Genomic DNA, 14,779 nt, shown 5'->3' on the forward strand with positions numbered 1-14,779 from the left:
ACGATACATGTTGGGCAGCATCTAGACGAGCGTCATGAATATGCCCTACTTTGGATCGCGACCCCAACGGAGAGGACTCGCCTGATGGAGCTGTCGGGAAAGGTCGTGATCGTCACCGGCGCCGGTCGCGGGCTGGGCCGGGCCTACGCGGAAGCGTTGGCGCGCAACGGGGCCAAGGTCGTGGTCAACGACGTGGACGAGTCCGCCGAGGAGCTCGCCGCGAGCATCGGGGGCCGCGCGGTGATCGCGCCGGTCGGGTCCGCCGAGACGGCCGACCTGCTCGTCGCGGCCGCCGTGGAGGAGTTCGGACGGCTCGACGTGCTGGTCACCAACGCCGGAATCCTGCGCGACCGCGTGCTGTGGAAGATGACCGACGACGACTTCGACGCGGTCATCAACGTGCACCTGCGCGGCACCTTCACCTGCGCCCGGGCGGCGGCGGTGCGGATGCGCGAGCAGGGCACCGGAGGCAGCCTCGTGCTGATCTCGTCGCCCGCCGGCCAGCGCGGCAACTTCGGCCAGACCAACTACTCCGCCGCGAAGGCCGGGATCGCCGCCATGGCACGGACCTGGGCGTTGGAGCTCGCCCGCTCGGACATCGCCGTCAACGCGGTCGTCCCCGTCGCCGCCACCGAGATGACCCGCACGATTCCGGCGTTCGCGCCGTTGATCGAGGAGTCGGAACGGACCGGCGCGCCGCTGCCGGAGTGGGTGCGGCGCGACGAGGGCCTGGGCACCGTCGAGGACGTCGCGGACCTGATCGTCTACCTCGCCTCGGACGCGGCGAAAGGCGTGACGGGACAGGCGATCGGCATCGGCGGGGACCGGCTCGCGCTCTGGTCGCACCCGGCCGAGAAACAGGTCCTGTTCGCGGACGGCGGCTGGAACGCGGCGGCCATCGCCGAGCGGTTCAGCGAGTTCGAGGCCGAGACCTACGGAGTCCCGATGCCGGTGGCGCCATGAACGTTCCCAAAATGGATGTGGACAGCCTGGTCGCCATCGACGTCCACACGCACGCCGAGATCTCCAGCGACGGCCACAGTTCGCTGAGCTCGACACTGATCGAGGCGTCCGCCAAGTACTTCAAGGCCGCTCACCGGCAGCCGACGATCGCCGAGACCGCCCAGATCTACCGCGAGCGGAAGATGGCCGCGGTGATCTTCACGGTCGACGCCGAGCACGCCACCGGCCACCCGCGCATCTCCAACGAGGAGGTCGCCGCGTCCTGCGCCGAACACGCGGACGTGCTGATCCCGTTCGCGAGCGTCGACCCGTGGAAGGGCCGCACCGCCGTCCGGGAGGCGCGGAGGCTGGTCGAGGAGCACGGTGTGCGGGGCTTCAAGTTCCACCCCAGCCTCCAGGACTTCTCCCCCGACGACCGGATGGCGTACCCGCTGTACGAGGTCATCGAGGAGCTGGGCGTGCCCGCGCTGTTCCACAGTGGACAGACCGGGATCGGCGCCGGCGTGCCCGGCGGTGGTGGCATCAGGCTCAAGCACTCCAACCCGATGCTCGTGGACGACGTCGCCGTGGACTTCCCGCACCTGCGGATCGTGCTCGCGCACCCGTCGTTCCCCTGGCAGGACGAGGCGCTCGCGGTGGCGACGCACAAACCGTTCGTGTACATCGACCTGTCCGGCTGGTCGCCGAAGTACTTCCCGCCACAGCTCGTCCGCTACGCCAACACCCTGTTGCAGGACAAGGTCCTGTTCGGCTCGGACCACCCGGTGATCACCCCTGACCGCTGGCTCGCCGACTTCGCCAAGCTCGACATCTCCGACGAGGTCCGGCCCAAGATCCTCAAGCACAACGCAGCCCGCCTGCTCGGACTCGTCAAGGAGGACGCGTGACCATCTCCGTCCAAGGAATCGCCGAACTCAAGGCCCTGGCGGGAACGAGCCTCGGCCACACCGACTGGTTGCAGATCGACCAGGGCCGCGTCGACACGTTCGCCGCCGCCACCGACGACCACCAGTGGATCCACGTCGACCCGGAACGCGCCGCCACCGGACCGTTCGGCGGCACGATCGCGCACGGCTACCTGACGCTGGCGCTGCTCATCCCGTTGATGACCGAACTGCTCGACGTCTCGGGCGTGCGGATGAGCCTGAACTACGGGCTGGAGAAGGTGCGGTTCCCCGCGCCGGTGCCGGTCGGGGCCAAGATCCGGTTGCTGGGCCGGGTCGAGTCGGTCGAGGACGTGCCGGGCGACGGCGTGCAGCTCACCGTCGACTTCACCGTCGAGATCGAGGGCTCCGCGAAGCCCGCTTGTGTCGCACGTGCCGTCTACCGCCACTACGCATGAGGTGAAGTCATGGCGACAACAACGCAGTTACGCCGCGCGGTCTCGTCGAGCTTCCTCGGAAGCGTGATCGAGTACTACGACTTCCTGCTCTACGCCACGGCCTCCGCGGTCGTGTTCAACAAGGTCTTCTTCTCCTCGCTGGACCCGCTGGTCGGCACGATCGCGAGCTTCGGCACGTTCGCCACCGGCTACCTCGCCCGCCCGCTCGGCGGAGTCCTCTTCGGACATTACGGGGACCTGCTGGGGCGCAAGAAGATGCTCGTGCTCACCATGAGCCTGATGGGTGTGGCGAGCTTCCTGATCGGCCTGCTGCCCACCTACGCCCAGGTCGGCTGGCTCGCTCCGGCCGGACTGATCCTGCTGCGGGTCGTGCAGGGCATCTCCGTCGGCGGCGAGTGGGGCGGCGCCGTGCTCATGTCGGCCGAGCACGCCACCTCCCGGCGCGGGCTGTGGGCGAGCTTCACCAACGCGGGCGCGCCGTGCGGCATGGTGCTGTCGACGCTCGCGCTGTCCGGCACCGCCGCGCTGGTCGGCGAGAAGGCCTTCCTCGAGTGGGGATGGCGGGTGCCGTTCCTGCTGAGCCTGGTGCTGCTCGGCATCGGCCTGTTCGTGCGGATGAAGGTCGAGGAGACGCCGGTCTTCAAGGCGGAGCGGAAGAAGGGCTCGATGCCGTTGCTCGACGTGCTGCGCAACCACCCGCGCACGTTGTTGCTCGGGATCGGCGTCGGCCTCTCCGCGTTCGTCGCGCAGTCGACCCTGACGACTTTCATACTCGCCTACGGCGTTCAGGCGGGTAACAGCCGGCAGACGATCCTCAACGCGCTGACGTTGTCCTCAGCGCTCGCGGTGATCGGCATCCTCGGCTGGTCGGCGGCGTCGGACCGGTTCGGGCGCAGGCCCGTCGTGCTCGCCGGCGCCGTGCTCATGGCGGCGTTCGGGTTCGCGCTGTTCCCGTTGGTGGACAACGGGTTCGTGGTCCTCGCTCTCGTGCTCGGCCAGGCCGTGATCCATCCGATGATGTACGGGCCGCTCGCCGCCCTGTACAGCGAGCTGTTCAACACCGGCAGCCGCTACACCGGCGCCTCGCTCGGCTACCAGCTCGCGGGCCTGGGCGCGGGGCTCGCGCCGTTGCTCTTCGCGCAGGTGCAGAGGTCCTCCGGCACGGGCGCGATCCCGTTCATCCTCGCGGCGTTCTGCCTGCTCACCGTCGTGTGCACGGTGATCCTGCGGGAGACCAGCCGGACCAGCCTGACAGGAGACAGGAATGCGGAACTCGGGGCTGGGCAGCTGGCCACACCGCCGCGCGCGCATGGCGCCGAAGCGTGAAGCACTGACCTACGACGGCGTCTCCACGACGTACGGGGAGCTGGCCGTCCGCACGACCCGGCTGGCGTGGCGGTTGCGGGAGCTCGGAGTCCGGCACGGTGATCGGGTCGCGTACCTCGGCCCGAACCACCCGTCGTTCGCCGAGACCCTGTTCGCCACGCACCAGCTGGGCGCGATCTTCGTGCCGTTGAACTTCCGCCTCTCCCCGGCGGAGATCAACTACCAGCTCGGCGACTGCGGTGCGCACGTGCTGGTGCACGCGCCTTCCCATCAAGTGGAGCACCCGCGGGCGGTGTCGCTCGCCACGTACGAGGACTGGCTTCTCGGCGGTTCCCACGAACCGCTGGACGAGCCGGTCGGCATCGACGACACCGCGCTGATCCTCTACACCTCCGGCACCACGGGCAGGCCCAAGGGCGCGATGCTGAGCCACGCCAACCTGTTGTGGAACACCTTCAACCTGATGATCGGCGTCGACATCGCGTCGGACGACGTCACCCTGGTCACGGCGCCGCTGTTCCACGTCGCCGCGCTCACCCAGACGCTGCTGCCCACCTTCATCAAGGGTGGGCACAGCGTGATCACCTCGGGCTGGGACGTCACCAAGTGCGTTTCGTTGATCGAGACGCACGGCGTGACGTGGATGTTCGGTGTGTCCACGATGTACGCGGACCTGGCGTCCTCGCCGCAGTGGCATACGGCGGACCTGTCGTCGTTGCGAGTGCTGCTGTGCGGTGGGGCGGCGGTGCCGGACGCGGTGATCCACGCCTATCAGGACCGGGGCCTGGTGTTCTGCCAGGGTTACGGCCTCACTGAGACCGCTCCGGGCGCCACGTTCCTGGAGGCTTCCGACAGCGTGCGGCGGGCGGGGTCAGCGGGACCGTGCGTGTTCTTCGGCGACCTGCGGCTGGCCGACACCGGCGAGATCGAGGTGCAGGGCCCGAACGTCACCCCCGGCTACTGGAACGACCCGGTCGCCACCAAGGCCGCGTTCACCGAGGACGGGTGGTTCCGCACCGGCGACCTCGGGCGGCTCGACGACGGTCACCTGTACGTCCTGGACCGACTCAAGGACATGTACATCTCCGGCGGCGAGAACGTCTATCCGGCCGAGGTGGAGAACGCGATCACCTCGCACCCGGACGTCGCGGAGGTCGCCGTCGTCGGGGTGCCGGACCAGCGGTGGGGCGAGGTCGGACGCGCGTTCGTGCGGCCTCGCGACGGCGCTGTGGTCGACGCGGCCGGGTTGCGGGAGTTCCTGCTGCCGCGCCTGGCGAAGTACAAGATCCCGGTGCACGTCGAGGTGGTGTCGGAACTGCCGCGAACGGGATCCGGGAAGGTCCTCAAGCCCGCGCTGCGCCGGTTGCCGCTGTGACCTCGTGCCGGGCCAGGATCGTCTGGACCGCCTCGTCCACCGAGTGGGCCATGGCCTTCTCGGTGGGCGCCCAGTTCATCAGCAGCATCCGGGGCCAGAACGCGAAGTTCGAGATCATGCCGAGGAACTGGGTGGCGGCCAGGATCGGGTCCCGGACGTCCAGGGTGCCGGCCTCGTGTTCGGCGGCGAGGTAGTCGCGAACCGCGTCGAAGAACGGCTGTTTGCCCAGTTTGAACTGGGTCTGGCCGAGTTCGGGGAAGCGCGGCGCCTCGGCGATGACGATGCGGAACAGCGCGACCATGCCCGGCCGCGTCAGCAGCGCCACGTACCGGTTGCCGAGCGCGGTCAGGCCCTTCCCCGGGTCGCCGGGCTGCGGGGTGAGCGCGCCCTCCTCCGTGCGCCAGTAGTCCGTGACGATCGCGTCGAACAGCTCAGCCTTCGTCGGGAACTGCTTGAACAGCGTCGCCTTCGACACCCCGGCCGCGTCGGCGATGCGCGCGAGCGAGGTCTTGTCGTAGCCGGATTCCAGGAACAGCCCCGTCGCCGCGTCGACGATCGCCGTCCGCTTCTGCTCCGCCATGCGTTCGTGGTAGGTCGGCACGCCGTCCAGTATGCCATGAGGTGAGTCACTTGACTCACCATGCCTATCGCGCCTACCGTTCCGAGGTGAGTCACTCAACTCACCACTGGAGGACATGATGGGACGCTTCGACGGCAGGACGGTGTTCGTCACCGGCGCGACGAGCGGGATGGGCGCGAGCCACGTGCGGGGATTCCACGCCGAAGGCGCACAGGTCGTGATCGCCGCGCGGGACCTGGACGCGGGTTCGAAGGCCGCGGAGGAGCTGGGTGAGCGGGCGTTCGCCGTACAGCTCGACGTGACGGACGAGGACGCCTGGATCTCGGCGGTCCAGGCCGCGGAGGAGCGGTTCGGGCCGGTGTCGGTGCTGGTGAACAACGCGGGCGCGCAGCACGCGGCAGCGTTGATCGAGGACACCTCGCGCGAGGTCTGGGACCGGACCATGGCGGTGAACCTGACCGGGCAGTTCCTCGGCATCAAGCACGTCGCGCCCTCGTTGCGCAGGGCCGGCGGCGGCTCGATCGTGAACATCGCCTCGACCATGGGCAACGTGGGTTCGCCCTATTACGCGCCGTACGTCGCGAGCAAGTGGGCACTGCGCGGACTGACCAAGACCGCCGCGCTGGAGCTCGGCCGCGACGGCATCAGGGTGAACTCGATCCACCCCGGTGTCGTGTCGACGCCGCTGATCAACGAGCCGGTCGCGGCCGGTCAGCCCGCGATCGGCGACCTCTACTCCCCCGCGCCGTTCGCCGTGCCGCGGCTGGGCGAGCCCGGCGAGTTCACCGCACTGGTGCTCTACCTGGCGTCGGCGGAGGCGGCGTTCGCGACCGGGTCGGAGTTCGTGCTGGACGGTGGTCTGCTGCTCGGACCGGCACTAGCCGCGTAGGTAGTCCGTCACCGGGCCGAACGTGAACAGCCCGGTACCCGCCACGAGCTCGTCCTTGGCGGGCAACAACAACGCGTGGGCGCGCTCACGCAGTTCGTCGTCACGCAGTCTGGTCGCCGCCATCGCCAGCAGGCAGGCGCGGACCTCGGTGAGCAGGTCCGCCGGTCCGTCCGGGAGCGCTCGCGCCGCGGCCAGCGCCTCGTCGCGGGGCAGCGCCAGCGGGCGAACCCAGTCCAGCAAAGGGCCCCAGTCGTCATCGAGGTCCACTGTGGACGGCCCGTGCACGCTCAGCAGGGCCAGCGGCAGGAGTCCGCGTTCCATGCCCCACATCCCGGTGCCCCTGATCCGGTCGGCGGCGGCCCGGTAGGCGCGGTCTGCCTCTGCGGTCTTCCCTGCCGCAGTGAGCTTCAGCGCCGCGTACCAGTCGGTGAAGACACCGACCAACGGCAGGTCGTGGCGCCGGGCGAGGTCGTCGGCCGCGGCCGCGTGCACGTCGGCGGTGCTGAAGTCGGCCAGCGCGGAGCAGGCCTGGACGAGGATCAGATGGCCCAGCACCTCGTAGGTGACGTCGGTGGCGACTTCGAGGAGTTCGCGGCCGATCGTGGCACGCTCGTGAGCGAGGCCCGTGCGGCGGAAGGTGTGCATGAACCGGGCATTCAGCGCGAACGCCCGGAGTACGGGATCGCCGAGGTCACGGGCTATGGCCTCGGCTTCCCGCGCTTCGCCGAGGCGGGCGCTGGTGCCTCGGTCCTCCATGGCGATGGTGGCGAGCAGACGGGCGCGGGTCGCGGTGGGGCCGGGGAACGCGGGCAGGGTGCGTTCGGCGGCGGCGATCAGTTCTGCGGAGTGGGCCGGGTCGTCGTTCGTGGTCCAGATGCCGGGGACGTCGTACGAGCCGATCACCTCGGCCAGCTCCCGCGGACTGCTCGCCAGCCGCAACGCCGCCGACCTCTGCTCCCGTGCCGCGGCCAGGTCTCCGCTCACCGCCAACGCCCTGACCAGCCCCGTCAACCGCTCCGAGCCGGCCGCGATCGCGGCACGCCACAGCCGCACCGCCTCCCGTGGCGAACGCGTCTGCTCCGCGGCCTCCGTCAGTGCGTTCGCCGCCGCCGCGCTCTTCGTGCCCGCGAGGCCGTAGTGATGCGCGATCGTCTGCACGTCACCGGGTCGCAGCGCCTCCGCCACCGCCACCGCCTCGTGCCAGCGAGCACGCCTGGTCAGCGACACGTCCTCGTACACCGTGTCACGCACCAAAGCGTGCGTGAACCGGGCGTGACCGGGCGCCACCTCGACGACGAACCCGGCTTCGATCGCGCGGTCCAGCGCGTCGAGCACGTCGTGACCGGCCAGTGCGGCCAGCAGGTCCACCTCGACGTCCCGCCCCAGCACGGAGGCCTGGTGCAGCACGGACCGCGCCTGCGCGGGCAGCCCGGCGAGGCGATGGCGGAGCACGTCACGCACACCGGCCGGGACCGAGCCGAGATCGCCACCGGACGCGACCAGCCGGCCCAGTTCCTTGGCGTAGAAAGGATTGCCGCCGCTGCGTTCGTGGATCGCGACCGCGTTCTTCGCCCCGACCAGTGCGGCCACGGCCTCTTCGTCCAGGCCTCCGAGCTCGACCCGGACCGGTTCGGCACGGGCCAGGGCCTCCAGCGGCACCGCGGTGCGCGAGGTCGCCACGATCAGCACCCGGCCGGAGAACCGGTGGCCGGTGAACGCGGCGAGCACAGCCAGAGTCTCCTCGTCGGCCTGGTGCAGGTCGTCGAGCACGACCAGCACCGGCGCCGCCGATTCCACGGTGGACACGATCGCCAGGCGGAGCCGGAACCGGTCAGCGGCCCCGAGTTCCTCCCCCAGCGCTTCGACCACCTGCTGCCACGGCCACGCCACGGGCGCGTCCTCCTGGCAGCGCGCCCAGACCGTCCTCCAACCCCGGCCGGTCAGCAGCTCGGCGAACGCCGTGGCGAGGGCGGTCTTGCCCACGCCGGCCTCGCCCGTCACCAGCGCGATCCCCAGACCGGCCGCCGGAACGGCGGTCTCCAGCAACGCCAGCTCGGTGGCGCGTCCCACCAGTGACGACACGGGTGAGGGCCGCAGACGCGGGGACTGGGCCAGGATGTCCGCCTCCAGCGCGCGGAGTTCCGCGCCCGGATCGACGCCGAGGTTCTCGACGAGCGCGTGCCGGGCCTCGCGCACCGCCTCCAGGGCGTCACCCTGACGCCCCTCCCGGTACAGGGCCAGCGCGAGCAGGCTCCAGGCCTTCTCGCGCCACGGGTGGTCGGCCAGGTGGGCACGCAGGTCGGCAACGACACCCGCGGCCCGCCCCAGCGCCAGTGCGGCCTCGGCGCGCCGTTCGACCGCCACCAGCCGCAGTTCTTCCAGCCTGTCGATCTCGGCCCGCGCCCAGTGCTCGTCGGCGAACTCGCCGTAGGCGGGGCCGCGCCACAACGCCAGCGCGCTGTCCAGGACGGAAAGGTCGCCGCCGAGCATCTCCTCGAACCGCCAGGCGTCCACGTCGTCGGCGAGCAACGCGTAGCCCGCTCCTTCAGTGACCAGCAGCGAGGACGGAGTCCGGGGTGGACGATCGGGTTCGAGAGCCTTGCGCAGCGCCCCGACGAACGTCTGGACCGTGCCGAGGGCGCCGTCCGGCGGCTCCTCCCACAGGTCGGCGACGAGCGTGCGCACCGGCACGACGCGGCGGCGGGCGACCAGCAGGCGGGCCAGCACGGCGCGTTGCTTCGGGCCGCCGAGGCGGGCGGATCCCGCGGTCAGCGGGCCGAGCACCCCGAACGTCACCACCCGCTGACCCTAACGCTGATCGGTTGCTGATCGGGCAGGCGCACAGTCGGGGCGTGAACCACACCGCATTCGACTACCAGCGCATTCAGGTCTCCGACGGCGTCGAGCTCAACGTCGCCACCACCGGCTCCGGCAGCCCGATCGTGCTGTTGCACGGCTTCCCGCAGACCCACCTCATGTGGCGGCACGTCGCCGCCGACCTGGCCGCCGACCACACCGTGATCATGCCCGACCTGCGCGGCTACGGCGACAGCGACAAGCCCGCCGACACCGGCCTCACCTACGCCAAGCGCACGATGGCCGCCGACGTCGTCAAGGTCGCACAGGCGCTCGGCCACGACCGGTTCGCCCTGGCAGGGCACGACAGGGGCGCGCTCGTGGCGTTCCGCACCGGGCTCGACCACCCGCAGCACGTCACGCACCTGGCGTCGCTCGACGTGCTGCCGACGCTGGACATGTGGGACGTCATGCGCGGAACGTCCGCCGCCGTCGGGTTCCACCTGTTCCTGATGGCACAGCCGCCGGGCCTGGCCGAGCAGATGATCAGTGCCGTCCCGGACGCGTTCTTCGGCCACTTCCTCGACATCTGGGGCGGGCAGCCGTTCCCCGAGGAGGTGCGCGCCGAGTACCTGCGGGCGAGCCGCGAGGCCGTCACGTCGATCGTCGCGGACTACCGGGCGTCGGCCACGATCGACGTCGAGCACGACACCGCAGACCGTGAGTCCGGAAACCAGTTCGAGATGCCGGTCACCGTGCTGCAGCAGGACTGGGGTGCCGCGCTCGGCTTCGACGCCAAGGCGTTGTGGCAGGCCTGGGCACCTGACCTCGACCACCGCACGGTCTCCTGTGGACACTTCATGGCCGAGGAGGCGCCGGAGATCGTCGCCGGGGCGATCCGCGACCTGCTGAAGCGCTGATGCGAACGGGCCGGGGCTCGCAGCCCCGGCCCGTCGCACCGCTATCCGACCGTGAACGTCACCTTCAGCAGATCGCCGTGCCGGGTGACCGAGCTGACCGGCTGGTTGTTCAGCTCGACGGTGCGGACACCGGGGGCGTGCACGGTGATCGTCACCTGGCCCCGGTCCACCGTGCGCCCGACGGCGAGCCGCAACGTGCTCCCGTCGAACACCGCGGAGGCGTTCTCCAGCTTCTTCGACGCCGTGAGCCAGGTGCGTCCGTCGACCTCGACCGACTGCCGGTTCAGCAGATCGATGCTCAACGGCTTGTCACCGGCCCTGCGCACCAACGCGTACCCGCCGTCGTACAGCACGTCGTCACGCCGATCGCCGGCCAGTTGGACGCGCACATGCCCGTCCCGCAGCTGCTGTGCCGACACGATCGCACTGGGTGCAGCCGCCGACCGGGTCTCCAGCAACGTGGTGAACCGGGTGGCCGTGCCGTCACGCCGGGCCAGCACGAACGGGATCTGCTTGCCATCCGTCGCAAGGCCCGGCCCTGTCGTCCGCAGCACCTGCGTGGACGACGGTGCGAGCGCCCGCATCGACAACACCGACTGCGGCGTCTTCCACTCCGCCTGCCAGGCACCGTCCGCCGCGGTTCCCTCGGCGACGAACCGCAGTTCGTCGTAGCCGAAGTCCTTGTCGTTCGGGTCGAGCACGCAGGTGCCGCAGGCCGGCGGCGTCATCGCCGGGCCGGACACCGTCAGGTCGCCGACGCCGTGCCACGACTGGTCGAACCGGTGCGCCGACGAACCGCGAGCGTCGAAGACGTCCACCGCGTACTCGTCGGTCGTCAGCTCGGCCCGCCGCAGCGACACGTCCGGCATCGCCGCGTAGGGCTTGTCGGCCTTGGCGTCGACCACCTTGAACCGCGGCGTGGTGCCGAAGTACTCCAGCGCACCGCGGATGTTGCGGTCCTGGCTCTTGCCGTCGACCACGACGGTGTTGTGCGACACCGACTCGCGGTACCAGTTGTTGGTCAGGTCGGCGTTGTCCACACCGTAGATCTGGCCGAGGTCGGTGGACTGCAACCCTCCCCCGCCGACGACGTCGAGGTGCAGCTTGTCCGCGTGGCCGTGAGTGCCGCCGGCCACGCCGTGGTCGAGCCGCACCGCGTTGGCCTGGAACGGATCGACCGCGCCGGAGAAGCCCAGCCGCACGTCGTCGAACAACGCGACACCCGCCGCGTTCTCCACCACCAGCGAGATCCTGGCCGCGATCGCGTCCTTCGGCACGTCGGCGCTCAGTGTCCGGGAACGCCAGCCCAGCAGGTCGTGGAACGTGGTCGCGACCGGAGCCGACACACCTGCGGGCGTCACGAACGACAGCTCGATCCGTGCGCCACCGTTCTCCTTCAACGGCAGCAACGGTGAGAACGTCCGCGCGTCGAGCTTCACCGACGTCACGTTCCCGCCGGTCACCGGGACATCGGTGGTCCAGGCACTGCGGTTCAGGCCACCGGTGACCTTCGCCGACGACGAGCCGCGGTACGGCAGCGGTGACAGCTCGGCCGCGCCTTCGGCCTTCCAGCCCCGCCCGGAGTCCTCGAACCCGCCGGAGCCCAGCAGGTCGTCGGCGAACAGGTCCACGTCATCGACCGTCACATCACCGCGCACGGACAGCTTCACCGAACGGGCCAGCGGCGGCACGTCCAGGCCGGCTTCGCGTGCCGACCAGGAGTCACCGGAGATGGCCAGCGATCCCCGGCCGACCTCCCACCGGTCGAGCAGGAAGACCGCGTCGATGCTGCCCCTGCCCTTCGCCATCGCCTGCAGCGTGAGGTGACTGAGCCGGGTGCCGTCGAGTGGGAACGTCTGCGAGGCCGCGCCGGTCAGCCTGCGGTCCTTCCACGTGCCGCCGTCGAGCTGCCAGAACGCGGGCTTGCTGCTCTCCGCCAGCGACGCGTCCTCGAAACCGGGGTTCGGCACCAGGTTCGGGGCGTCGGACGAGCGCAGCACCGTCTCGCCGAGCCCGCCGAACGTGGCACTGGGCTGCCGTGGGCCGCTCAGGCTCGGCAGCGAGTCGACGCCGAAGCGCAGTGCCCACCGGTCCGCACGCGGGCGCCCGAGGTTGGTGTAGGCGTAGTTCAGGCCCGTCGCGAAGTCGCGTTCGCCGTACTCCGCGTAGGCCCACTCGGCCATCGCCGCGAAGCTCGGCCCGAAGCGCCGGCCCCACGTGCCACCGTCACCGGCCGCCGGAATCGTCAGATCCGGGTGCAGGTACGGCAGCAGCGTCGTGTGCATCGAGCGGAATCGTTCGTCCACTGTGTAGTCGCGTTCGCCCAGGTTGCGCGCGGAGACCGCGAGGGAGGTGAGCGCCTGCAACGCGTACACGTGGTAGCTCGCGGCGCCCTCCCACCACCAGCCGTCGGACAGCCGGGCCTTGTTCAGCAGGAACTCGGTGCCCATCTGGGGATCGTCCAGAGCCCACTTCCGCAGGCCCTCGTCACCGATCGCCGAGCCGACGCCGTGCACCGCCGCGACCGTCCAGGCCTGGAAGTTCGACGTCACCGTCGGATACGACCGCACCAGCTCGGCCAGCGGCTTCAACAGGTTCAGCGAGATGTCGACGCGATCGGAGTCGGGCAGCGTCTCCCGGATCAGGTCGTAGCCGTCGATCAGGCCGATCGCGGCCACCGCCTCGTCCAGCGACTGGTAGTGCACCCGGCCGTAGATGACGTTCAACGGCACGGACAGGAACCGCTCGGCGTAGTACGCCAGGATGTCCCGTGCCTTGGCCGCGTAGCGCTGGTCGCCGGTCACTCGGAAGGCGAGCCCGAGGTCGGCGACGGCCTGGGCGGCGTTGTTGTGCCAGATCTCGATCCACGCGGCGTCCAGCAGGTCACCGGTGTAGGACTTGCCGTCGATCGGGCAGCGGTGCAGCTTCGGGGAGTTGTAGTTGAACTCCAGCGAGGTGTTGGTGCCGGGGCACTTGAAGTTGCCGCTCCAGCCGCCGTGGTTCACCGGCTGGTCGAGCGGCCTGGCGAGCCACGCGTCCGCTTCGGTCTTCACGACCGAGTCGAACGCCTTGCGCGCCCAGTCCTGTCCGGCGATCCGCTGCTTCAGCGCGTCGAGCTGCGCGGGAGTGCTGTAGACCCGTGGCGCGCCACCGGGAGAGGTCGCCTGCTCGGCTTTGAAGCTCGCCTGCTGCACCAAAGTCGTGTCACCGGCGGGCGTCGCGGTCAGCACACCGGACGACCCGGCGGGCACCGACACCGAGACGATCGCGGACTCCCCCGGCTGCAACACCGGGGTCGCGGCGGGAGTCACCGAACCGGGGCCGTCGACGGCGAGCTGCAGCGAGTCGGCGACAGTGCGGCGGTTCGTGACGGTGGTCTGGAACTTCGCCTGGCCACCGGCGGCCGCGCTCTTGGTCTGCGCGTCCGGCGAGATCCACGGCGACTCGGGCGTCACGCGCACGTCGTCGACCCACGCGGTGCCGGTGGCGTTCTGGATCGCCGGGATGATCTGGAGCCTCGTCATCAACGGCGGCACGCGGAACGTGCCGGAGATCGTCGTCCAGTCGCGCGAGCCGGTCAGCACGCCGTTGATCAGGCCGGACGGCGAGTAGACGCTCTGCCCGTTCGCGTCGGTGTAGAGGAACCCGACGGTGACCCGCAGGCCTCCGGGGAAGTCCGTGTAGTCGGCCGTCTCGACCTTGTCCAGCTTGACCTTCGCGGAGACGTGCACGACGGGCCAGGTCTTCTGATCGAGCGGAACGGTGACGAACCCGCCGATCTTCTGCGTCGGCGAGGCGTCGATGCGCAGCGACCGCGTGCCGTGGAAGGCCGTCGTGGCGTCGACCTTGTAGGTGGCGCTCAGGTACGGCGTGCACCAGGCGGGCGCCGGACAGGCCTCAGTGGACGGTGTGGTGAGCTCGAAGCTGGGGTTGTTGACCAGGTTCACCCACGACTCGGCCCTGATCCTCAGGTCGTCGAACCGCGCGGTGCCCTTGGCCCGGTCCAGCGCGATCGACAGGAACGCCGACACGGTGCCGGGTGGAACCGTGTGCACGTCGGCGCGTTCGGTCCAGTCCTGCGTACCGGTGAGGTTGATGCCCTTCCAGGTGCGCTTGCCGGTGGCGTCGACGAACGCGATGCTGATCTTCGCCGCGTTGTCGGCGGTCGCGCCCTGCACCACGTCGTCCAGCTGCACGCGGCCGGACACCTTGACCGAGCTGATCCGCCGCACGTCGATCCCGAACGACGCCGACGTGGCGCCCTCCCAGGCCGTGCCGGTGGCGGACGTGACCACGAGGGCACCGTTCTCGCGCTTGGCGCCAGCGGAGAGCGTCCACGACGTGGTGGCGTTCTCGAAGCCTCCGTTGCGGAGCAGTTCGTGTGCCACCGGTGTGTCCGGGGCCGGTGGTCCAGGTGCGGCGGAGGCGGTCGCACTCGTGGCGACGGCCATGGCCGCCACGACGACGAACGCCTGCAACACCGCGACAGATCTTCTCATCGGGTTCCTCCAGAAAAGAATTCATTCCGCCTGAGGGAAGGAATTGAACGGCCCCCGCACGTTGCCGGAATCCTGCGACATCGCGGAAG

General features: G+C 70.2%; 10 protein-coding genes. 7 read left to right on the top strand and 3 right to left on the bottom strand.

From position 1 onward, the window contains the following. Positions 1-84 precede the first annotated feature (84 nt). Genes SK854_RS35340 through SK854_RS35360 form a run of 5 tightly spaced genes read left to right on the top strand, consistent with a single transcriptional unit; the run spans position 85 to position 5,006 of the window. Complete coding sequence (locus SK854_RS35340) at positions 85-963, top strand: SDR family NAD(P)-dependent oxidoreductase (protein WP_319979480.1); 879 nt, start codon at positions 85-87, stop codon at positions 961-963. 11 nt (positions 964-974) lie between these two features. Next, positions 975-1,850, top strand: a complete 876-nt coding sequence (locus SK854_RS35345; protein WP_319980047.1) for an amidohydrolase family protein — start codon at positions 975-977, stop codon at positions 1,848-1,850. Continuing rightward, positions 1,847-2,305, top strand: coding sequence for a MaoC family dehydratase (locus SK854_RS35350; protein ID WP_319979481.1), 459 nt, complete (start codon positions 1,847-1,849; stop codon positions 2,303-2,305). The genes SK854_RS35345 and SK854_RS35350 overlap by 4 nt, the downstream gene beginning before the upstream one ends. A 9-nt stretch (positions 2,306-2,314) precedes the next feature. Further along, positions 2,315-3,631 (top strand): MFS transporter, encoded by a 1,317-nt coding sequence (locus SK854_RS35355; RefSeq protein ID WP_319979482.1) that lies wholly within the window; start codon positions 2,315-2,317, stop codon positions 3,629-3,631. Continuing rightward, positions 3,570-5,006, top strand: a complete 1,437-nt coding sequence (locus SK854_RS35360; RefSeq protein ID WP_319979483.1) for an acyl-CoA synthetase — start codon at positions 3,570-3,572, stop codon at positions 5,004-5,006. The genes SK854_RS35355 and SK854_RS35360 overlap by 62 nt, the downstream gene beginning before the upstream one ends. Here the strand turns inward: SK854_RS35360 and SK854_RS35365 are convergent. Further along, positions 4,975-5,607 carry a TetR/AcrR family transcriptional regulator gene (locus SK854_RS35365; RefSeq protein WP_319979484.1) on the bottom strand — a complete coding sequence of 211 codons (633 nt, stop codon included), beginning with the start codon at positions 5,605-5,607 and terminating at the stop codon, positions 4,975-4,977. The genes SK854_RS35360 and SK854_RS35365 overlap by 32 nt on opposite strands. A 97-nt stretch (positions 5,608-5,704) precedes the next feature. On the opposite strand from SK854_RS35365, the gene SK854_RS35370 reads away from it, so the two are divergent. Then, entirely contained in the window at positions 5,705-6,475 is a 771-nt protein-coding gene (locus tag SK854_RS35370) for an SDR family NAD(P)-dependent oxidoreductase (RefSeq protein WP_319979485.1), read from the top strand. Here SK854_RS35370 and SK854_RS35375 read toward each other — a convergent pair. Next, positions 6,464-9,274, bottom strand: coding sequence for a BTAD domain-containing putative transcriptional regulator (locus tag SK854_RS35375; RefSeq protein ID WP_319979486.1), 2,811 nt, complete (start codon positions 9,272-9,274; stop codon positions 6,464-6,466). The genes SK854_RS35370 and SK854_RS35375 overlap by 12 nt on opposite strands. Before the next feature lie 53 nt (positions 9,275-9,327). Between SK854_RS35375 and SK854_RS35380 the strand changes: the two genes are divergently transcribed. Continuing rightward, entirely contained in the window at positions 9,328-10,191 is an 864-nt protein-coding gene (locus SK854_RS35380; protein ID WP_319979487.1) for an alpha/beta fold hydrolase, read from the top strand. A gap of 41 nt (positions 10,192-10,232) precedes the next feature. Here SK854_RS35380 and SK854_RS35385 read toward each other — a convergent pair whose 3' ends face one another. Then, positions 10,233-14,690, bottom strand: coding sequence for an alginate lyase family protein (locus SK854_RS35385; protein ID WP_319979488.1), 4,458 nt, complete (start codon positions 14,688-14,690; stop codon positions 10,233-10,235). Positions 14,691-14,779: the final 89 nt, after the last annotated feature.

This window comes from Lentzea sokolovensis, assembly GCF_033949975.1.
GTDB classification, from domain to species: domain Bacteria; phylum Actinomycetota; class Actinomycetes; order Mycobacteriales; family Pseudonocardiaceae; genus Lentzea; species Lentzea sokolovensis.

Bases quoted from the DNA above. Each gene is read 5' to 3' on its own strand.
- SK854_RS35340 (WP_319979480.1), top strand. From the start codon at position 85: ATGGAGCTGTCGGGAAAGGTCGTGATCGTCACCGGCGCCGGTCGCGGG.
- SK854_RS35345 (WP_319980047.1), top strand. From the start codon at position 975: ATGGATGTGGACAGCCTGGTCGCCATCGACGTCCACACGCACGCCGAG.
- SK854_RS35355 (WP_319979482.1), top strand. From the start codon at position 2,315: ATGGCGACAACAACGCAGTTACGCCGCGCGGTCTCGTCGAGCTTCCTC.
- SK854_RS35360 (WP_319979483.1), top strand. From the start codon at position 3,570: ATGCGGAACTCGGGGCTGGGCAGCTGGCCACACCGCCGCGCGCGCATG.
- SK854_RS35370 (WP_319979485.1), top strand. From the start codon at position 5,705: ATGGGACGCTTCGACGGCAGGACGGTGTTCGTCACCGGCGCGACGAGC.
- SK854_RS35385 (WP_319979488.1), bottom strand. From the start codon at position 14,690: ATGAGAAGATCTGTCGCGGTGTTGCAGGCGTTCGTCGTCGTGGCGGCC.